At 48.6% G+C, this 18,858-nt stretch carries 19 protein-coding genes; 13 read left to right on the forward strand and 6 right to left on the reverse strand.

Translation table 11 applies throughout. From position 1 onward, the window contains the following. Window positions 1-29: 29 nt before the first annotated feature. On the reverse strand, window positions 30-530 hold the full coding sequence (locus Q0882_RS12020) for an opioid growth factor receptor-related protein (RefSeq protein WP_299181971.1): 501 nt from the start codon (window positions 528-530) through the stop codon (window positions 30-32). A 258-nt stretch (window positions 531-788) separates the two neighbouring features. Here Q0882_RS12020 and Q0882_RS12025 point away from each other — a divergent pair, with 258 nt between their 5' ends. The 4 genes from Q0882_RS12025 (at window position 789) to Q0882_RS12040 (ending at window position 3,377) form a co-directional block, all read left to right on the forward strand. Next, complete coding sequence (locus Q0882_RS12025; protein WP_299181974.1) at window positions 789-1,211, forward strand: DUF2787 family protein; 423 nt, start codon at window positions 789-791, stop codon at window positions 1,209-1,211. After that, window positions 1,204-1,749 carry a hypothetical protein gene (locus Q0882_RS12030; protein WP_299181977.1) on the forward strand — a complete coding sequence of 182 codons (546 nt, stop codon included), beginning with the start codon at window positions 1,204-1,206 and terminating at the stop codon, window positions 1,747-1,749. Before Q0882_RS12025 ends, Q0882_RS12030 begins: the two co-directional genes overlap by 8 nt. Before the next feature lie 75 nt (window positions 1,750-1,824). After that, window positions 1,825-2,745, forward strand: coding sequence for a site-specific integrase (locus Q0882_RS12035; RefSeq protein WP_299181980.1), 921 nt, complete (start codon window positions 1,825-1,827; stop codon window positions 2,743-2,745). Continuing rightward, window positions 2,742-3,377 (forward strand): hypothetical protein, encoded by a 636-nt coding sequence (locus tag Q0882_RS12040; RefSeq protein ID WP_299181983.1) that lies wholly within the window; start codon window positions 2,742-2,744, stop codon window positions 3,375-3,377. Before Q0882_RS12035 ends, Q0882_RS12040 begins: the two co-directional genes overlap by 4 nt. Here Q0882_RS12040 and Q0882_RS12045 read toward each other — a convergent pair. The 3 genes from Q0882_RS12045 to Q0882_RS16760 all read right to left on the reverse strand — a co-directional run bounded on the left by Q0882_RS12045 (window position 3,372) and on the right by Q0882_RS16760 (window position 5,097). Then, on the reverse strand, window positions 3,372-3,977 hold the full coding sequence (locus Q0882_RS12045) for a hypothetical protein (RefSeq protein ID WP_299181986.1): 606 nt from the start codon (window positions 3,975-3,977) through the stop codon (window positions 3,372-3,374). The genes Q0882_RS12040 and Q0882_RS12045 overlap by 6 nt on opposite strands. Window positions 3,978-4,212: 235 nt before the next feature. Beyond that, window positions 4,213-4,830: a hypothetical protein gene (locus Q0882_RS12050; RefSeq protein ID WP_299181989.1), complete on the reverse strand. Its 618-nt coding sequence runs from the start codon at window positions 4,828-4,830 to the stop codon at window positions 4,213-4,215. A 36-nt stretch (window positions 4,831-4,866) separates the two neighbouring features. Next, complete coding sequence (locus Q0882_RS16760) at window positions 4,867-5,097, reverse strand: AlpA family phage regulatory protein (RefSeq protein ID WP_366915932.1); 231 nt, start codon at window positions 5,095-5,097, stop codon at window positions 4,867-4,869. Window positions 5,098-5,341: 244 nt separating this feature from the next. Here Q0882_RS16760 and Q0882_RS12055 point away from each other — a divergent pair, with 244 nt between their 5' ends. Continuing rightward, a complete protein-coding gene (locus Q0882_RS12055; protein ID WP_299181992.1) occupies window positions 5,342-5,782 on the forward strand; it encodes a hypothetical protein in 441 nt (146 codons plus the stop codon). Between the two features lie 210 nt (window positions 5,783-5,992). Here Q0882_RS12055 and Q0882_RS12060 read toward each other — a convergent pair whose 3' ends face one another. Beyond that, complete coding sequence (locus tag Q0882_RS12060) at window positions 5,993-7,492, reverse strand: aldehyde dehydrogenase family protein (RefSeq protein WP_299181994.1); 1,500 nt, start codon at window positions 7,490-7,492, stop codon at window positions 5,993-5,995. A gap of 461 nt (window positions 7,493-7,953) precedes the next feature. On the opposite strand from Q0882_RS12060, the gene peaA reads away from it, so the two are divergent. From peaA to Q0882_RS12090, 6 genes are all read left to right on the forward strand, one after another. Continuing rightward, window positions 7,954-9,555: a quinohemoprotein amine dehydrogenase subunit alpha gene (gene peaA, locus Q0882_RS12065; RefSeq protein WP_299181996.1), complete on the forward strand. Its 1,602-nt coding sequence runs from the start codon at window positions 7,954-7,956 to the stop codon at window positions 9,553-9,555. Between the two features lie 73 nt (window positions 9,556-9,628). Beyond that, window positions 9,629-11,059, forward strand: coding sequence for a quinohemoprotein amine dehydrogenase maturation protein (peaB, locus tag Q0882_RS12070; protein ID WP_299181999.1), 1,431 nt, complete (start codon window positions 9,629-9,631; stop codon window positions 11,057-11,059). A gap of 1 nt (window position 11,060) precedes the next feature. Beyond that, window positions 11,061-11,387: a quinohemoprotein amine dehydrogenase subunit gamma gene (qhpC, locus tag Q0882_RS12075; protein ID WP_299182001.1), complete on the forward strand. Its 327-nt coding sequence runs from the start codon at window positions 11,061-11,063 to the stop codon at window positions 11,385-11,387. Between the two features lie 16 nt (window positions 11,388-11,403). Continuing rightward, window positions 11,404-12,546, forward strand: a complete 1,143-nt coding sequence (peaD, locus tag Q0882_RS12080; protein ID WP_299182003.1) for a quinohemoprotein amine dehydrogenase subunit beta — start codon at window positions 11,404-11,406, stop codon at window positions 12,544-12,546. A 121-nt stretch (window positions 12,547-12,667) separates the two neighbouring features. Continuing rightward, window positions 12,668-13,993: an alginate export family protein gene (locus tag Q0882_RS12085; protein ID WP_299182005.1), complete on the forward strand. Its 1,326-nt coding sequence runs from the start codon at window positions 12,668-12,670 to the stop codon at window positions 13,991-13,993. Between the two features lie 278 nt (window positions 13,994-14,271). Then, entirely contained in the window at window positions 14,272-16,227 is a 1,956-nt protein-coding gene (locus Q0882_RS12090) for a sigma-54-dependent Fis family transcriptional regulator (protein ID WP_299182007.1), read from the forward strand. Between the two features lie 4 nt (window positions 16,228-16,231). On the opposite strand, the gene Q0882_RS12095 is transcribed toward Q0882_RS12090, so the two are convergent. Continuing rightward, window positions 16,232-17,623: a peptidoglycan DD-metalloendopeptidase family protein gene (locus tag Q0882_RS12095; RefSeq protein ID WP_299182009.1), complete on the reverse strand. Its 1,392-nt coding sequence runs from the start codon at window positions 17,621-17,623 to the stop codon at window positions 16,232-16,234. A gap of 197 nt (window positions 17,624-17,820) precedes the next feature. Here Q0882_RS12095 and gmk point away from each other — a divergent pair, with 197 nt between their 5' ends. Together gmk and rpoZ are read left to right on the forward strand one after the other, a co-directional pair. Further along, window positions 17,821-18,435 carry a guanylate kinase gene (gmk, locus tag Q0882_RS12100; RefSeq protein WP_299182011.1) on the forward strand — a complete coding sequence of 205 codons (615 nt, stop codon included), beginning with the start codon at window positions 17,821-17,823 and terminating at the stop codon, window positions 18,433-18,435. 60 nt (window positions 18,436-18,495) lie between these two features. Further along, the gene (rpoZ, locus tag Q0882_RS12105) at window positions 18,496-18,708 is read left to right on the forward strand and encodes a DNA-directed RNA polymerase subunit omega (RefSeq protein WP_299182013.1); all 213 of its coding nucleotides are present in this window, start codon (window positions 18,496-18,498) and stop codon (window positions 18,706-18,708) included. The last annotated feature ends 150 nt before the right edge of the window (window positions 18,709-18,858 follow it).

The raw sequence follows: 18,858 nt of genomic DNA on the forward strand, positions 1-18,858 counted from the left end.
TATCATGTAGGCACCTATTCACGGGATTTTTAAATTTTTATAGCTGTTGACCAATAATGAAGACTCTCTTCTGAAACCTGTCCCACGGCTTGACCGATACCAATCACTGCTTTCTGAAGGGCTGTAGCTTGATCTCGGTTTGAACACAGAGCCAAGCTTTGAATGATACGAGAGATCCTCAGGTGGTTGTGCCCACCTCGTTTCAGCCAAATGTGCTGCCGCATATTTAAGTTGGATTGTGCAATCACTTGACCTTCATGCTCTTCTAATCCAAAGAAATCTAACATCACACGGTAAGACTGCAATTGCTGTTGTCTTAGTTGTGGGTTAGATGCGAATGTCTCCTTATCATCCCGTGAAAGACAGGGGGCGAAACTGTTTCTCTTATGGGACGTGACTGTGGGAAACAACCATTGAATGTAGTCATGCGTATGTTCCAGCCAGAAATGGTCTAGCTGCCAAAGATCGCTGATATACCGGTCTTTATGATCCGGTGCTTCTTCAAGCATAAACTCCACAATTCGCGACATGAATCTTATTCCTCAGTTACGGCATCATGGTATCTGAGGCCTGCCCTTTCCTCACCTTGTTTAGGGGTAATTCTCGTAGGAAAAGCTGGAATTTGATATAATATCTATAAGAATCATTAGCTTATGGCTGATGATTGTGGCGCCCAACTTAAAGCAGTGTCCAAATTAATGCACTGCTCCTTTCTTTCATAAATTCATCTGTGTGAACTCTATCCGGTATAGCCGGAGGCATTCGCACGCCTACAAAAAGGTATCGATATGATTATCAAAAGAGAAACGACGGCTTTTGAGCTTGGCGGCAAGCTGATAGGACTATTGCAAAATGAGTTGTTGAAGCCTGAGAAACCGTGTATTGGCCCGGTGATCTTAAACTTCCGAGATCCATCTTACTCAGCGGAAACTGGGGGTTATCGACCAGTAGAAATCAGTATTAATCAGAGTGGTGAAGTTGAATACATCACCGAATTTACCTATTTCGGTATTCAGCCGTTTGCTGAACTTGGTAAGTCTTCAGATTTTGACTTCTCCGAACGCAGATTTCAGAACGAATATCGTGTTTATCCAATTACGGAGCATGGTGTAGAGAGCTACTACCGACTGTGGGAGCAGAACTTTTGTAGTTACATTGAGATGGGGGTGTTTGACGTGAAAGTCTCAGTAGAGGAGAACTGCTATGTGTGAAGTTAACCCTCTAACTCAAGGTGAGCTGGATGAGTACTGTGGTCAGTATGCACTGATTAATGCCCTCAGATATTTAAAGCCTAAGTTGAGTGAAGAAGAACAGCGCTCACTATTCGCTGAGTGCTTGGCGAGAGTCACTGAGTTCCGTAAGGGAAAGCGCAGTGCTCGTGTCACCTATGGTCTGGCAGGTGAAGAGCTAGAAACTCTGATGAACATGGTGTTGCCTGAATACAACATCGGCTTTCGGGCGCTCGTTGACGATACTAATGTACCTTGTTGGACCATATTCACTTACTGGCGGGCAATCTCAAATTTCTTTGAGCGAGCAGATGGCCGGGGCGTGGCCATAACACGTTTGAAAGGTACGAGCAACCACTGGACAGTGATCTGCAGTATTAATAATGAAGAGATAACGCTTTTCGATTCCACCTATCTAGAAGAACTGGACCGATCCGACTGCTGTATTTCTGAAGAAGATGGTGAGCATTACTATCAGCTCAGCGTCTACGAAACCTACCTCGTTTACCTCCGCGACTAACACTTAAATCGAACACAATTTTTACAGGCACATAGTGTGTCATGGCCCGCTATTGCCTGTAATAAGGGGAATATTATGAATGCAAAAGAGATATCGGCAGTAAACTGCTATTTGATGGGGCTCGCACCGTCAGGGCGACGTTCTATGAGAAGCCAGTTAACGCAGGTGGCTCAGCTATTAGGAAAAGAAAGTATTGATGAAATTGAGTGGTACAAGCTGGAGTATCAACAACTGATCTTTATCCGGTCCAAGCTTCAGGAAACGGATAAGTCGGTTAACACAATTAATACTACGATGGCTGCTATCCGAGGAGTGGTCAGAACTGCCTTTAAGATGGAGTTGGTGACAGCCGAACACTTGGCACGGATCTGCCAGTTGGAAAGTGTACGTGGTACCGCTAAGAAAGGTGGTATTGCGCTAAGCCTTGAAGAAAGCCGGAAGCTAGTTAGAAAAGCTGCTGAAACTGAAGGGCCAAAAGGAATCAGAGATACAGCGCTATTGATGCTGATGATAACTACGGGCCTTCGTCGTTCAGAGGTCGTGGCGCTAAATCACGACAGCTTTGATTTTGAACGGCTCCGTGTGTCGGTCAGGGGTGAGGGAGGTAAGTTGAGGTATCACGATATTAGTGGGGTAACGTTAAAAAGGCTGAAACAGTGGGCAGCAGAGCGCGGTGATATTGAGCCCTTATCGCCGTTCTTTACTAAGGTGCTGAAAAAAGGTGTGTCGGATAAGCGGATTACCGTTAACTCTGTCTACCGTCTGGTGAAGAAGCAGGGGGAATCAATCGGTATTAAAGGTCTGCGGCCACACGATCTGCGGCGTACCTATATCTCTCTGTTATTGGAACAGGGGAGTGATCTCAGCCTCGTATCTAAAGCGGCTGGGCACGCTAATGTGATGACGACCACGCGTTATGACAAGCGACATGTTAACGCGCAGACAGAAGCTATGAGAACGCTTACCGACAATCTGGGTAGGGGGTTAAGACTATGATTGATACCGACGATTTTCTTAACGCCATGGACAAGATTGATACTGGCTTTCGTGAACTAATGGGCCTGCTGAAGGAACATGATTTCCCTGAAGTGAGCAACGGTGTCCGACACTATTACGTCGATGATGGAAAGCTGCCGTTCCAAGAGGCGCAGCAATTTGATCGGCCTGATGAGTTCCTGCAGGCTCTGTTGGACGTGCTGAGAGTACAATTTGAGCCTTGGCCGATCGGAACTTTCTTTCTTAATAGCAACGTTATGGCCTATCTGGCTGACAGAGTCGAACAGCGAAGTTTTAGCTTCAGTTATGCATCAATGACCAGCGAACCTCAGGCGACCTTTACCGGGTTCTGGTTGACCGCAGTGGAGCCTTATTTGAATAAGCTGGGTATGCCGTTTAATGATGGCCAGTCTTTTGTTGTGGTCACAGTGGGACAGAGCAATTACACGTTAAGTCTAGTTGAAGAAGTGGACAGTGTTCTTGGATCAGGTACCAGCCTGGCGTCTGCTATGAAGGCTGTAGTTGGTGCTCGAGAAACGGAGCAACGAATAGTATGTGGGTATGCGATTGAGGAGGGGCTTGGTAGCGGCATCAGGGTCTCAATTTGGCGTATGGAAAGCGGGCTGTCATAGCCCGCCAGTACCATAATCACAGATATCGATGCCATTAACCGACAAAGGGTAGATGCGGCAGATACGATTTCTACGCAGATATAGAGGCTTTTTTCGTTGTTTAATAAGGTATGTGGCAAGATCATCATACCGGTTAGGGTAGTAACCTGGCTGGTTAACTAGAAGGTGTTTAGGCAGGTACTGAACATCTAAATGGTCAGGCTGAGTAAGGTTATAGCAATGCGTTTGTTTAATCGGATTATATCGGCGTAATTTGGATGCTGATTGGTAAAATATTTCTCTAAAGTTGGGGTAATCCTTCATAAACTGAGCTTCATCACGCTTAATTAGTGCGTGAAAATGCTCACCTGCCACAGCATGATCCTCAATACATGCATAACCTTGCATGAAGTGCCCCTGCTTCATGTACTTCCGTCCATACAGTTTCTGATTCATTAAGTGGCATAGGGCATTAAATTGGTCTATGCCTTCATTGAGAGAGAGGCATGAACGGCCTTTAGGCTTTAGAAATGGTAGGGTAATAAAATAAGTAAACGGGCCTGCAGCTTTGATGGCAAGGGTTGCTTCTTCTTTAGATATAGGTGCTGTATAAGTGGTCATCGGTATAGCTCTGGTATGGCTAGGAGTAGCTGGTAGATACACGGGGGGCATCAAGAACTGAAAAATTCAACTCTTGTTGCAGGCCTCCGATAGCAATGCTGATCATCGGCAGGTCCCGCCGTGCAATACGGCATCGCTGCTAAACTAGCTTCGGTTAAATTAGTATTTACAGTTTTGGAGAACCTGGTTGCTGCGGGATTCTCATGATGAGAATCCCATGTTTTTGGACTGTGGCTTATTCATCTAATGCAGAGCTAAGCTTGGTTAGGTGCGATTTCATTTTGTCTTTGTGGCGACTGCTCAGTTCATTTAGCAGGTAATCCCAATTAGATGGCTTTGTTATCCACTTGTATGCAGCTTTTGCTTGTGAATGCTCTTTAAGACATTGTTGTATTGATGGGATTGTTGGTACTTCTTTGCGCGAAGTTGTTTGGGCCTTTTTCCAGATTCGCCGGATCCTTTTTGGGGTTAATTTATCCGTTGAGATTACGTCGGTAACTGTAATGGGTACAGTGCCAATGGGAAGGCGTAATACTTCATCAATTTCTGCTGCTTTTACATGTCTGTAAGCGGTAGTACGTGAGCATAGATCACTCAATTCTTCTTTGATGAAATCTTCAAATGATTCATGACGATCCCGCCAAAGTTTCAGTTTATAGATGATATAAATGATGGTACGGATATTCTTCAAACTCTCGCGCAGTTGCTTGACTGCATCATCTAGCTCACTGATGCTCTGGGCTTGAGTACATTTCCTTTGAGAGTTCTTGGCTTTAGGTTTTTTTGACTTCCTTTTAACTTTCTTACTGTTTTTAAGTTTGTGAGGAAGGCTGTTTTTATCTGTTTTTTTCATTTCTATGTCTCGTCAATATGGTATTGGAGTTTATTGCTAAAGAGTTCTTGGGCGGTTCATGAGCCACTCGTTAACTTCGTGCGCGTAAAAACCACAACGCTTGCTGGTTAATGCCAGCGGCTGAGGAAAGGTCTGGCTTTTGATCATTCGGTAGATTGTTGACCTGGATAAGCTTGTTGCAGTGATCACATCTTGAAGGGTGACAATTTGAGCTGTTATCAACGGGTATTGTTGAGAACTTGATTCAGAGTCATGCTGAAAAGTCATTACTGTTTAACCTCGGTTATTCATACCGAAGTCGTTTACAGTTTTGTTTTACGATAGAAAGAATTTGTATTCCTGTGACGGGGTATATCTAAATGGGCTTTAACTATCAATTAGTTATGGTTGGTGTCACAGGCTTTGTTTTTTTGTTTGTTGAAGAAGGGTTTGATTTTTATATTTGAAAACTTAAGAATTAAAATGTGCAACATGTATTGTGACGCCGTCACAGGGCTGTGGAGGGGAGCTGTTGAGAGCAATTACACTAGATGATGCAACAATTGATGATGCATATGAGCTGCTAGCTTTGATTTATAATTCTGCCGGAGATGAGGGGATTGAACTTTCTGATGTTGAATCCCTAATAAATGAGATTAATGTTGTTGATCGTTCTCTTAAAAAGGGAGAGCGAAAAAAAGTTATGAAAGTTGTGGAAGATTATGCTCACCTGGTGCCGAGTGATCTTTGGATTAAGTGCTCGGCTAAGCTCAGAAAACGCCGCGAGAGACGTGCGCTGATGTCAAAAGAGCCTAAGCCTGGAAGAATTCAGGTTAGTGCTGACACAAAGAAAAAATTGGATAAAATGAAGCGGAAAAAGCGTAACGGGGTTTTGCTTTACTCAACCTATGATGACGTCATCTCAAAGCTGTTAAAGTCACACAGTAAAAAGAAGAGCAAGGGCAAAAAATGAAGTTGGTTTTGTTCGATCGAAGATGAAATTGTATGAAGTGTGACAGGAAGGGTGACTTGTTCGTGATTGTGCATGATTTTTGAGTCAAAAATTACTTATAAATCAATTCGTTTTTGTTTTTATTGTGTGTTTAGATCCAGAATATTGAATAACTACAGTTTAAATTTAAAAAGGAGGCCAAGGCCTCCTTTTTTATTGCCTCTGTAGAGTTCAGACACTCATTAATACTGATTTCACTTCGGTGTAGTGCTCGATAACGTCGCTACCCATTTCACGGCCCAGGCCGGACTGTTTATAGCCGCCAAAAGGTAGGGCGGGGTCGAGTGCTGTGTGGCAGTTGACCCAGACCGAGCCCGCTTTGATTCTGGGGATCATGCGGTGGACTTCAGAAAGGTTGTTTGACCAGATACTTGCCCCCAGGCCGTACTGGCTGTCATTAGCGATGCGAACCGCTTCATCGATGTCGTCAAAAGGCATAGCGACCAATACTGGGCCGAAGATCTCCTCTCTCACTACCGTGGCGTTGTGGTCTACATCGACCATTACCGTTGGTTTGACGAAGAATCCAGGCCCATCTGCCGCACTGCCGCCTGCTGTGATGGTCGCGCCGCCGTTGATCCCCTGATCGATATAGCTGCACACACGTTGCTGTTGTTTGGCTGAAACCAGCGGCCCCATCTGTGCATTTGGATCCAGGCCTGCGCCTAGTGTCATCCCGTTGGCGATATCCGAGATATCAGCAACCACATTATCAAAGTGCTTTTTCTGAACGTAGAGACGAGAGCCTGCACAGCAGACCTGCCCCTGATTGAAGAAGATTGCGTTGGCGGCACCGGCAGCGGCACTCTGCAGGTCTGCATCCTGCAGGACAATGGTTGGAGACTTGCCCCCGAGTTCCAGCGTGACCCGAGTCATATTATCAATGGCTGCTTTCCCGATCAGCTTGCCAACATCGGTGGAGCCGGTAAAGGTCAGTTTATCCACATCGGGATGATTGGACAGCGCCGCACCTGCCTCATGGCCTAGTCCGGTGACCACATTCAGTACGCCCGGTGGATAACCAGCCTCCAGCGCCAGCTCCGCCAGTTTCAGAGCGGTGAGCGGGGTATCTTCGGCAGGTTTAAGCACTACGGTACAGCCTGTTGCCAGAGCGGGACCGAGTTTCCAGCACGCCAGCAGTAGCGGGAAATTCCAGGCGACGATTGCGCCGACTACGCCTACCGCTTCACGACGGGTATAGCCATGGAACTGTGCATCCGGCATAAAAGGGACAGACACATCAACACTACGGCCCTCAATTTTGGTTGCAAATCCAGCCATATAGCGCAGAAAATCAACGGCCAGGCGAATATCAACATGTTCTGCCACCACGACGCTCTTACCATTGTCCATCGCTTCTATTTCAGCCAACAGAGATGCGTTCTTCTCTATCAGGTCGGCAAACCCCCAGAGCAGTTTTTGGCGGTCAACCGGCTTAATGCGGCTCCACTCAGAATCATCAAATGTCTGGCGTGCCATTTTTACCGCCTGATCAATGTCTGATGCGCCTCCACTGGGGACAGTAGCGATCTTTAAACCGTCAGCGGGGTTTACCACATCGAGTGTGCGACTGTCGTTAGCGCTGAGCCATTGATCACCGATCAGGAATCTGTGCTGGCGCTGTATAAAGGCTAATGCTTCCTCGGAGGGTGAAAACGTAGCTGTACTCATAAAAAGACCTTTTCTTATATTTTTTGTTCCAGGACTACAGGAATACCCATAGTCACGTGAGTTGTTCTTGCGTTCATGCTGCATCAGATATCGCAAAGGCTATGCCATAGTTCTTTTTTGAAAGTAACTTGCTGATAAGAAAAGGCTTTTCATATGAAGGTAGGGGCAGAAGGCTTCAGGGGGTTGTTTCAGTCTGAGACAGAGTGTCAAAAAATAAGTCAGTGGCTGAGACAGCCAAAAGCCTGAAACGGGGGGAGCCTGACCATTGAGTGTCGCATTTTTGAACAGAGCTGTTCTGGAATAAAACAGTGTTATAGCGATAGGTAAACCCCCTTATTCTATCTATCTTATTGAAAAACAAAGGTTTGATCTTTTTGGCACAGGCTGTGCTCTATCTCTGGCAGGTTAGAACTAAAGCGGCGGGTATCGCCCCCCAGAATAAACATAAAAGGAGTCTGGCCTTGAACAAGAACCTTAAACTTTCCCGTTGGATGGGAGGTGTCATGTTGGCAGGTGCCATATTGCCAACAGCAGCGCTTCAGGCTGCGGATGCTGAGTCCATCATTAAAAAGAACTGTCTTGCTTGCCACAGTGAGGAGCAGGCCCAGCCGGCTCAATTCAGCCGAATGAGCCACCAACGTAAAACACCTGAGGGCTGGCTGATGACCATCGCCAGAATGCAGGTGATGCACGGCCTGAAGATCACGGATGAAGAGCGTCGCACGCTGGTGAAATACTTCTCGGATAAACAGGGCCTGGCTCCTGAGGAAACCGAAGGTGCCCGCTATGCGATGGAGCGTCGTCTGAACACAATGGAGTCTTTCGAGTCCGCTGAATTCACCGAGATGTGTGCACGTTGTCACTCGGGGGCTCGTGTTGAGCTGCAGCGCCGCCCGCAGGCAGAGTGGGAGCATCTGGTCCATTTCCACCTAGGTCAATGGCCGACGCTCGAGTACCAGGCATTGGCTCGTGACCGTGACTGGTTGAATCTGGCGCTGGACAAGATGGTCCCAGCTTTGGCCAAAGATTATCCACTGAAGTCCGACAGCTGGAATCAGTGGCAAAAAGCCAAAAAAATCCCGCTTAATGGTCGCTGGAGCTTCACCGCGAATATGCCTGGCAAAGGTGAGCTTCACGGTGTTATGACCGTTAAGGGGGGTAAGAAAGATCTTTATACCGTCAAAGTGGATGGTGAGTACGCTGATGGTTCGGCCTTTAAAGGTGAGGGCAGTGCGATCATCTACACAGGCTATGAGTGGCGTGCAAATCTGAACATCGATGGCGTTTCGATGCGTCAGGTGTTTGCTGCTTCTAAAGATGGCAGTGAACTGAGCGGCCGGATGTTTGAAACCATCCATGATGAAAAGGGTATGGATTTCACGGCAGTGAAGACTGGCTCTAAAGCGAAGTTGCTGGCGGTTCAGCCTGAGTATATCCGTGCGGGTAGTACGCAGGTTATGACTCTGATTGGCGCTGGGCTAGGTGAAAATATCTCCCTGGGTAACGGTCTGGAAGTGGTGGAGGTGCTCTACCGCGATCAGAACAAAGTGGTTGCTCAGGTGAAAGCGGATAGTGCCGCTCAGCCAGGCAACCGTACGGTCAAAGCGGGTAAAGCCAATGGTGCCTCGATCAATGTTTATGACCAGATCGGTAGTGTCAAAGTGGTACCGGACTTCTCCGTGGCACGTGTCGGTGGTAATGGCGGCTCTACGCCGAAATACAATGGCTATTTCCAGGCAGAAGCATGGATGAACGGAGCTGATGGCAAAGCGGGTACCGATGATGATATGCGTATCGGGTTTGTTCCGGCCAATTGGCACGTGGAACCGTTTGATGCTCAGGCTGAAGCGGACAAAGATGTCGAATTTACTGGCTCTATGGATGCCAAAACCGGTGTATTTACCACGGCTGCTGCGGGTCCTAACCCGAAACGCCGCATGTCGACCAACAACGCGGGTAACCTGAAAGTGGTTGCGACTGTGGATGATCAGGGCAAAAAGCTGACCGCTGATGGCCAGATGATCGTTACCGTACAGCGCTGGAATAATCCCCCGCTGCCATAACTCTTCCTGACTGAAATATAACGGCAACGCTTTAGGCGTTAGCCAGAGAATAAGAATAGTGAGGAGGGTCGTTATGGGCGCCCAATTAAATTTAGTTGAACAGAACCTGCATCTGGTTGAAGTGGACAGCAACCAACTGTTGTTCCATATCCCATCCAGCAGTTTGTTCCAGTTGGATAACCTGACGTTGCAGATGATCGAGACGCTACGTACTCAGGAGCAAACGGCTGAACAGCTGGTGGCAGAGCTACAGCAGCAGTATCCGGCTGATCAGATCCGCGAAACGATGCAAGAGCTGATCGCGTTGGAGCTGGTCAGCGATGGTTCCCCGCTGACGCCTGAGATCGGGCTGAAGAAGGTGACCGAGTTTCCGCTGAATACCGTGGTTTTGAACGTAAATACTGGCTGTAATCTGAGTTGTAGCTACTGCTACAAAGAGGATCTGGATAAACCCTCTGCAGGGAAAAAGATGGGACTGGAAACAGCGATCCAGTCGATCGAGATGTTGATTGCGGAATCGCCACAAGAGGAGCGCTACAACGTGGTGTTCTTTGGGGGTGAACCACTATCAAACCTGGCACTGATCCGTGAGGTAGTGGATTACTCAGAACGGCGTTTTGCTGAACTGGGTAAACCGGTGGACTTCACCATGACCACTAACGCAACCCTGCTGACGGAAAAGATCGTTGATTGGCTCAATGAGCATCGCTTCGGTATCTCTATCAGTATGGACGGGCCAAAAGCGATCCATGATAAGAACCGTATCACTGTGGGTGGTCAGGGCACTTATGATGTGGTGAGCCGCAAAGCGCGGATGCTGCTGGAACGTTACAAATCCCGCCCGGTGGGCGCACGTGTGACTCTGACTAAGGGGATCACTGATATTCGCCGCATCTGGGATCATCTGTTCAATGAACTTGGTTTTGCTGAAGTGGGTTTTGCCCCGGTAACCTCCGGTGATATCAGCTACTTCAACCTTAGCGATAAGGAATTGGCAGAGGTGTTTAGCAATATGAAAGCACTGGGCCAGGAGTATCTGGAAGCCGCGCTGGAACATCGCAATATTGGATTTTCCAATATGCATCAACTGATCACTGATCTGCACGAGGGGAATAAGAAAGCCCTGCCTTGTGGTGCCGGTGTAGCGATGCTCGCAGTGGACCATGAAGGTGGCTTAAACCTTTGTCACCGCTTTACCGGTTCGGACCTGGATACTTTTGGTTCGGTTCAGCAGGGAATGGATAAAGAGCGTCTGGGTGAATTCCTGGAAAAACGCCTGGATCGTACCAACACCGGTTGTGCCAGCTGCCGTATCCGCAATCTCTGTTCCGGTGGTTGCTACCACGAAAGCTATGCCCGTTATGAAGACCCGACTCATCCCGTTTATCACTACTGCGATCTGATGCGCGACTGGGTGGACTTCGGAATCGAAGTTTACAGCCGCATTCTGGCCGAAAACCCGGCCTTTATCGACAGTTACATTACTCCTCGGAGGGCTCACTGATATGAAACATCTCAAGCCTCTAAACAATAAAGCACGCATTCTGGATCAAGCTGTAGGCGATGACCAGGTAGAAGAAGTGGTGGCTATGTCATCTTTGGCTGGCTGTACCGCGACCACAGACCCAGGTTGGGAGATCGATGCCTTCGGCTCGGTGACCTCGCTCTGTCAGCCCATGGAATCTGATCTTTATGGCTGTGCGGACCCTTGCTGGTGGCCTGCCCAGGTGCCAGACATGATGAACACCTACCCGGACTGGAACAAAGATGCACATCAGTCCGGTCAGGACTGGCGCAATTTGGGTACGGTTTTTCCGGCGGATAAAGACTAAGAACAGGATGCATACGATGAAAAACAACAAAAACATGCGTCGCTCCCTATCGACTCTGCTGGCGACAGCAACACTAGGGTTAGCGGCACTGATACCGACTAGTCTGATGGCGGCTCAGGGGCCAGCACTGAAATCTGGTGACGAGTATATGATAGTGGCTAACTACCCAAATCAGCTGCACGTACTGGATCTGAAAACAGACTCGCTCTACAAGAGCTGTGATATGCCGGATCGGTTTGGCCCGGGTGCACTGCAGGTAGCGCCAGACAAGAAAACCGCGTTCATTCTGAACAACGGTTACGAAGATATTTACGGCGTGGATATGGATACCTGCGAGGTAACTTTCCATGCGCGTATGTCGCAGAAGCGTAATGAGCGCACCAAGAGTATTTACGCCTTTGCTTTAAGTTATGACGGTAAAGAGCTGTACACCGTTCAGAACCCGACCATGCTTGAGCGCGATCACTACCGGGTTCAACCAACTCGTCTTGCGGTATACAGCACGGATAGTGGTTTGGATGCGAAACCGATTCGTATCCTCCCATCTCCTCGACTAGTGACTGCGATGCAGGTGGGTAAAGATGGTGGTCTGTATATGGCGGGTGCTGATATCTACAAGATGGATGTAAACACCGGTAAATATGAAGTAGCGGTACCCAGCCGGAACTGGCAGCGTGAGCGCTATGTGCAACCGGATGTACTGAACGTCTGGGCGGTGCAAACGCCGACTAAGGATTTCACCATTCTGTATACAACGGCACGCTTTCAGGAAGGCTCTGAAGACCTGAATACCGCTGACTGGTTGTACGGTTACTTCAATATCAATCTGGATACCGGTGAGACGGAAACCAAAGATTTTGGGCCGATCACCGAGATCTACTTTACCGGTACCCGTTCACCAAAAGACGCCAACATCATGTATGGCGTGCTGAACCGGTTGGCTAAGTATGACATTGAGAAGCAGACCCTACTGAAAGCGGCGGAGCTGGATCACTCTTATTACTGTATTACGGTGAGTAATGACGGCAGTAAGCTCTATCTGGCCGGAACCCACAACCATGTGGCGGTTTTTGATGCTGAATCGCTGGAGCGCTTGAATACAATCACGCTGCCTGGTGGTGATATGTCGACAACCACAGCACAAGTTTTTATTCGCTAAATCGAACCGTTTCACTCCGCGTAAATTCCCCCTCAAGCGGCATCTTTGATGTCGTTACGGGGAGCTTTTTGCCCGGAGAAGATGAATTGAGAGTCCTAAAGCATACGAGTGGATAATAAAAATGAAAATAACTGGAAACAAATTGAAGTTAAATGCACTGGCCGCTGCGCTATTGCTGGGTGGTGTGCAGGCACAGGCTGCTGAGATCTATAACCAAGATGGGAAAACGGTTGAGTTTAATGTTGAGGGTATGGCAGCCCTCCTCTCAACGGATGAAAACTATACCGGCACAGGCAATGGTAATGATTGGCAGGAAGCGTACCTGAAAGGGGATCTGGTCGTGCGTTCCTCTGTGTCTAATGGCAGCACAATGTATGGCGGGCTGGGTGTGATCGGCTTGGGTACCTGGGGCGATGGCGATGCGGCTGGCTTAACCAGTGGGGACGAGCGGGAACTCAAAATTGAGAACGCTTTTGTCGGGTGGCAGAGTGAAGACGGTGTGTTTGATCTCTCTGTCGGGAGACAGCAGTTCATGCTGGGGGATGGCTTTGTGATTGCGGGTGACGCGATCAGTCTGGGTGAAATAGATGGTGTCGATGTGGATCGTGGCGGTGCCTATTATCTGGCCGGGCAGAAAAGTTTCGATCAGACGGCTATTTTGAAGATTGATCCAGAAGGTGCGTTGCGTAGTGATCTGTTCTGGTTACAGTCGGATAACCCCTACCATCAGGACACAGAGCTGGCTGGGATAAACCTGGAGCTTGTTGATGAAACGAAGGGCACGTTGGGCCTGAGTTATATGAAAGTGCTTGATGTGGAAGCCGGAACCGGTTTTGGCATTTGGGATCAGCGTGATGGTATGGATATCGTCAGCCTGAGAGGTCAGGGCAGCTTGGGTGTGGATAACCTCTTCCTCTCATTTGAATATGTGGATGAGAGTGGTGGGGACACCGCGGTTAAAAATGAGGGTAATGCCTGGTATGTTGAAGCGGGTTGGACCTTCAGTGATACGCTCTGGTCACCGACGATCAACTACCGTCACGCTGAGTTCTCCGGGGACGACGCATCTACGGCTGATAATGAAGCATTTGATCCTCTGTTTTTCGGTTTCACCCGCGGCTTTGGTACCTGGTTCCAGGGTGAAGTTGCCTCTAATTATGCCGGACCTGCTAACTCCGGAAACTCCGTTGATCGCATCGAGTTGATGCTGCAGCCACGTGAAGATCTTACCGTGGGACTTCAGTATTGGGATTTTGGACAGAAAGATGATGCTGCTGATCTTTCAGGGACAGAGATTGACCTCTATGCACTCTGGTCGATCAATGAAAACTGGATTTTCAGCCCAATGATCGGTGTGTATAACCCCGACGGTGCTGATGTGATCGCCAATCAGGGGAATGATGATTCAAACTTATATCTGCAAGGGGTACTGATGTACTTCTATTGATATCAGGGGTTTGATCGATGTAAGAATTTCCTCTATCTCTTCAACGTTCTCTTGGTAGGGCAACCTACCTCCTTCGCTGTGATGCCGGGGTAAGTGCAATGCTTATTCCAGTATCTTTGCACGGTATCTGTTTCACAGTGCCGTGTTTTTTTGTTTCTGTATGAAAAATGAGCAGTTGAATATTGTCCGTCCATGGGGTAGATAAGTAGATTCACTTATTTTTTATGCACAGGCAGGTGTTCGGTGTGACACCAGAAAAATAACAAGAGGCCGGCGCAATGAGTAATGATCGTTCAACCACACCTTTGAGTGTGGAGGATGTCAGAAAAAACTACCTGCTTCAGGGCGAAGTTCCCTCGGGTGTATTACGCAGCGAGATTGAAGATTCCTGGCAGAGAAGTATCGAAGCCGGTCTGAGCTGCAAAGCTTCACTCGAACTGGAGAACTTGTCGAGTGATGGTGTGGCGGATCTTAAAGATAAGAACCGTAGCCTGATTGAAGCGGCACATCCGGAAGTGAAGCAGTTGGTAGAGCATTTCTCACGAGAAGGTGGCTTAGCCATTCTTGCCGATGCTGATGCCATGATTCTGGGTGTGAAGGGTGAGAAGAGGTTTTTGGACAGTGCAACCCGACACGCACTTGAAGCGGGTGCCAACTGGAATGAACAGGTTCGTGGTACTAATGCGGTAGGAACTGCAGTGGTAGAGCGAGCACCGGTGATGATTAAGGGGCATGAACATTTTCTTGATCGGGTCGGAAATTTATCGTGCAGTTCGGCCCCTATTACAAGCGCCCAGGGTGAGGTGATCGGCGTTCTTGATCTGACCTCGCCAACGGATAATCGTGAACTACCTCCCAATCTCAGCCTGGTTCAGCAGGCGGTCCGCTCGATAGAAAATCGAATGTTCTCTGGTCAGTTTCAGCAACAGATCGTTCTGAGTGTGCATGCGCGTCCTGAATATCTTCGCTCCTCTTGGCAGGGGATGTTGGCGATGGAGTTAGATGGACATATACAGGCCGCTAACGAGCAGCTATGTCAACTGCTGGGACGGAAACGGGAACAGCTCTTAGGCAAAAATCTGGAGGAACTGTTCGGCGTTCGTCCTGAAGTCCTGCTAACGGATCTCCATCGTAAAGGGCGGGGTCAGTTACATACCCGCGGCGGCGATTTTGTATGTGAACTGCTTCACTTTCCCAATAGTTTTCCGATGGGTATCTCGAGGTCACAGCACAAACAAGTCCGCGCCAAAGCTGATCCTGCTCCACTCCATGCACCCGACCTGAACGAACTGGCTGGGCAGGATCCACGTCTGCAGAAAGGGGTTCGCATGGGCAGTCGGGCGCTGGCACATGAGCTGCCTGTGCTAATCCAGGGAGAGACAGGAACGGGTAAAGAGGTGATGGCTAAATCACTTCATCTGGATAGCCGTCGAAGCTCTGGCCCCTTTGTCGCGGTCAACTGCGCGGCCATACCGGAAGGCCTGATCGAGTCAGAACTCTTTGGTTATCGTGAGGGGGCCTTCACCGGTTCCCGTAAGGGAGGTATGACAGGCCGACTGGAACAGGCACATGGGGGTACGCTGTTTCTGGATGAGATCGGTGATATGCCGCTAGCGATGCAGGCTCGGTTGCTGCGAGTGCTGCAGGAGCGTTCTATTGCGCCGTTGGGTGGTGGTGAAGAGATCGCTTTGGACATTGCGGTTATCTGTGCATCGCACAGAGACCTGAAGGCGCTGGTGGCAGATGGGCAGTTCAGGGAAGATCTCTACTACCGTCTGAATGGGGTATGCCTGAGGATACCTGCGTTTAGGGATCGTACCGATAAGAGAGACTTTATCCACCAGTTTTTACAGCAGCTTACCCCTGATGGTCGTCAGATTGAGCTTTCAGAGACATTGATGCAATCGCTGCTAGCTTATCAATGGCCGGGCAATATACGCCAGTTGGAAACGACTCTACGGGTTGCGATCGCCTTTATGGAGCCTGATGAGGTGAGTATTGATAGTCGCCATATCAGTGATGACTTTTTGGAGGAGCTGAATGGTTCCGGGATACTGAAAACCTCTTTAGGCGGTGTAAAACCAGCACCCGCCAATGGAGCGCTCAAAGACTCTGAACTACAGATCGTACAGTTAGTGGTCGAGCAGTGTGAAGGCAATATTTCAGCGGCTGCCAGCCAGTTAGGTATTAGCCGTGCGACGTTATATCGCAAACTCAAGCAGCTAACCAGCTAACCACTTACAGCGTGGTTGGCTGATCGCTGGATCTGTTCTTTTCGTTCAATGCCAATTGTTCGAGGGAGGAGGCTTCGATCTTTGCGAGGTACGATTTTAACTGACGTTTAAACGCGTTTTTCTTCTTACCTGTAAGCGAAACTGCAATAGGGATTTTCGCTGTCATCGCGTTGACCGGGCGACCATTCTTATGCAGCTCAAAATGCAGGTGTGGCCCCGTTGATCGACCCGAGTTTCCAGACTGGGCGATCTTTTGGCCACGCTTCACCCGTTGTCCTTTGATTACATACGATTTGTTGAGATGCAGATAACGGGTTTTATAACTTTGCCCATGTTTAATCTCAATATAGAGCCCCGCGTACTTATGACGAACAACTCGGGAGACAACGCCATCTCCGGTCGAGACGACGGGTGAGCCTTTACGCATCGCAAAGTCGGTACCGTTATGAGGACGAATCAGACCTGTCACCGGATGGCGGCGGCGGGGATTATAGTGTGAAGAGAGACGGTATTTACCATTAAAAGGATAGCGCTGGAACGCTTTTTCTAAATTCCGGCCCTTCTCATCGTAGTAGTTATCTTCAAACAGGAATGCGCTGATGTTGTGGCGGTTCTTTATTCGGATCGCCTGAACCTGGGTGTTGCCTGTTGCTTCACCATCTACATACTGGCGGGTCACTAGTACTTCAAACTTATCACCACGCTGAATATCACGGCGGAAATCAACACGCTGTTTCAGAACCTGTGTGATGGATTGTGCTTCAGCTTTGCTCAAGCCCGCCTTCTGTCCTGAACCGGTAAAGGTATAGAGGATCTCCCCCTGTACCAGGGACTCTTTCCAATCTCCTTCCAGACGAACCTCTTCAAACTCAAAGCCTTCCGCCTCTTTACGTTGATACACGACTTTATGGGCCAGATTGAACTGCAGTTCAAAACGTTTAAGTTGATGCTCCTCTTTCTCGAAGACGAGAGTGTGCCCAGGCATCAGGTTATCCAGAGCGAGAACATTGAGGTCTGCTTCCAAGAGTTGATACATGGTTTTTTGAGGTAGCTGCAGGCGTTCAAAGATGGAGCTTAGCGTGTCACCTTTGCGTACGATGTACTGGTAGCTATTACCGCCCTGTGCAACGGCAGGTACGAGCAGGGTTTCAGATTCGGGCACCTCATCAAACGCCCACGGAGCCTTCAGTTGTCTGATGCTTAACTCAGGGCTATCTATGACAGGGGCTTCAGTATCGATCAGGTGATCTAACGAGAGGGTATGCGCCGCAGTATCCTCTTTACCAGAGGGGAGCAATGCCGCGATGAGAAGCAGTGCTGCAAGCGCAGCCAAGGTCTTCTGATGGAGCGCTGGCAGGGCAGTAACAAACAATTTTGAGGCTGAAATCCAGCGCATCAAGCGAAACCGTCTCTGAGAATGAACATGATTTCCGTCCGATAATAAATGATTTGTTCCGGAAAGGCCCGTTCTTACCTAGGGTTATCGACTATTTTGTCCGGAATATAAGGCAATTATGGTGAAATCAGACAAAGCTTTTATAATGTGGTTCACTCAGCGTATCTGCTGCTTCACCTGACATGATGAGAAATACAATGGCTAAAGGCACTCTCTATGTAGTTTCTGCCCCTTCCGGCGCAGGTAAAACCAGCTTGGTTAAGGCGATGTTGGAACAGGATCAGAACATTGTTGTTTCTGTATCGCATACCACACGCGATATGCGTCCAGGTGAGCAGGATGGTGTGGATTACAATTTTGTCTCAATGGATGAATTTAATGAGATGATTGAAGCATCTGCCTTTCTGGAGTTTGCTGAGGTTTTCACCAATAAATACGGTACCTCTCAGCAGTGGGTTGAGACACAGCTGGAGCAGGGTAAGGATGTTATCCTCGAGATCGATTGGCAGGGGGCTCAGCAGATACGTCGTCTGATGCCTGAATGCTTGTCCGTCTTTATCCTGCCACCGTCACGGGAAGCGTTGGAACAGCGCCTGACAAATCGTGGTCAGGACAGTGAGGACGTGATTGCGTTGCGGATGTCGGAAGCGGTCAGCGAGATGAGTCACTATGGTGAGTATGATTTTCTCGTTATCAATGATGATTTTGATCAGGCGCTGCTGGAACTGCACGGTATTTTTCTGTCTCAGCGGATGCAGATCTCAAAACAGCAGGAACGTTGCCAAAAGCTGTTAGCTGGCCTCTTGTCATAAGGTTGGCTTAAAGGTACACTGCGCGGTCTTTCAATACCCCAAAATTTCCGAGGTTTGCCCATGGCACGAGTTACCGTTGAAGATTGCCTGGAGAACGTAGATAACCGTTTCCAGCTGGTTATGGTTGCTGCTAAGCGCGCACGTCAGCTGGCTACTGGCGGTAAAGAAGCAAAAGTAGAGTGGGAAAACGATAAGCCTACTGTTGTTGCTCTACGTGAAATTGCAGAGGGTCACACTGACCGTACTGTACTGGACGAAATCGAACACGATTAAGCGTCCCGATCGTTTTACTGCAAACGCCTCGCTATCCAGCGGGGCGTTTTGCTTTTAATCCATGGTATTAATACCCGATTAGATCTTTTCCTACCCGCCGGAATGCGGCATCATCAGGGGTAGAGCGCATATACTGTCTTGTAGTACCGG

This window comes from uncultured Neptuniibacter sp., assembly GCF_947498015.1.
Classification (GTDB): domain Bacteria; phylum Pseudomonadota; class Gammaproteobacteria; order Pseudomonadales; family Balneatricaceae; genus Neptuniibacter.

Bases quoted from the DNA above. Each gene is read 5' to 3' on its own strand.
- Q0882_RS12050 (WP_299181989.1), bottom strand. From the start codon at position 4,830: ATGAAAAAAACAGATAAAAACAGCCTTCCTCACAAACTTAAAAACAGT.
- Q0882_RS16760 (WP_366915932.1), bottom strand. From the start codon at position 5,097: ATGACTTTTCAGCATGACTCTGAATCAAGTTCTCAACAATACCCGTTG.
- peaB (WP_299181999.1), top strand. From the start codon at position 9,629: ATGGGCGCCCAATTAAATTTAGTTGAACAGAACCTGCATCTGGTTGAA.
- Q0882_RS12085 (WP_299182005.1), top strand. From the start codon at position 12,668: ATGAAAATAACTGGAAACAAATTGAAGTTAAATGCACTGGCCGCTGCG.
- gmk (WP_299182011.1), top strand. From the start codon at position 17,821: ATGGCTAAAGGCACTCTCTATGTAGTTTCTGCCCCTTCCGGCGCAGGT.
- Q0882_RS12025 (WP_299181974.1), top strand. From the start codon at position 789: ATGATTATCAAAAGAGAAACGACGGCTTTTGAGCTTGGCGGCAAGCTG.
- peaD (WP_299182003.1), top strand. From the start codon at position 11,404: ATGAAAAACAACAAAAACATGCGTCGCTCCCTATCGACTCTGCTGGCG.
- rpoZ (WP_299182013.1), top strand. From the start codon at position 18,496: ATGGCACGAGTTACCGTTGAAGATTGCCTGGAGAACGTAGATAACCGT.
- Q0882_RS12090 (WP_299182007.1), top strand. From the start codon at position 14,272: ATGAGTAATGATCGTTCAACCACACCTTTGAGTGTGGAGGATGTCAGA.
- Q0882_RS12040 (WP_299181983.1), top strand. From the start codon at position 2,742: ATGATTGATACCGACGATTTTCTTAACGCCATGGACAAGATTGATACT.
- Q0882_RS12060 (WP_299181994.1), bottom strand. From the start codon at position 7,492: ATGAGTACAGCTACGTTTTCACCCTCCGAGGAAGCATTAGCCTTTATA.
- Q0882_RS12095 (WP_299182009.1), bottom strand. From the start codon at position 17,623: ATGCGCTGGATTTCAGCCTCAAAATTGTTTGTTACTGCCCTGCCAGCG.
- Q0882_RS12045 (WP_299181986.1), bottom strand. From the start codon at position 3,977: ATGACCACTTATACAGCACCTATATCTAAAGAAGAAGCAACCCTTGCC.
- Q0882_RS12035 (WP_299181980.1), top strand. From the start codon at position 1,825: ATGAATGCAAAAGAGATATCGGCAGTAAACTGCTATTTGATGGGGCTC.
- Q0882_RS12030 (WP_299181977.1), top strand. From the start codon at position 1,204: ATGTGTGAAGTTAACCCTCTAACTCAAGGTGAGCTGGATGAGTACTGT.
- qhpC (WP_299182001.1), top strand. From the start codon at position 11,061: ATGAAACATCTCAAGCCTCTAAACAATAAAGCACGCATTCTGGATCAA.
- Q0882_RS12020 (WP_299181971.1), bottom strand. From the start codon at position 530: ATGTCGCGAATTGTGGAGTTTATGCTTGAAGAAGCACCGGATCATAAA.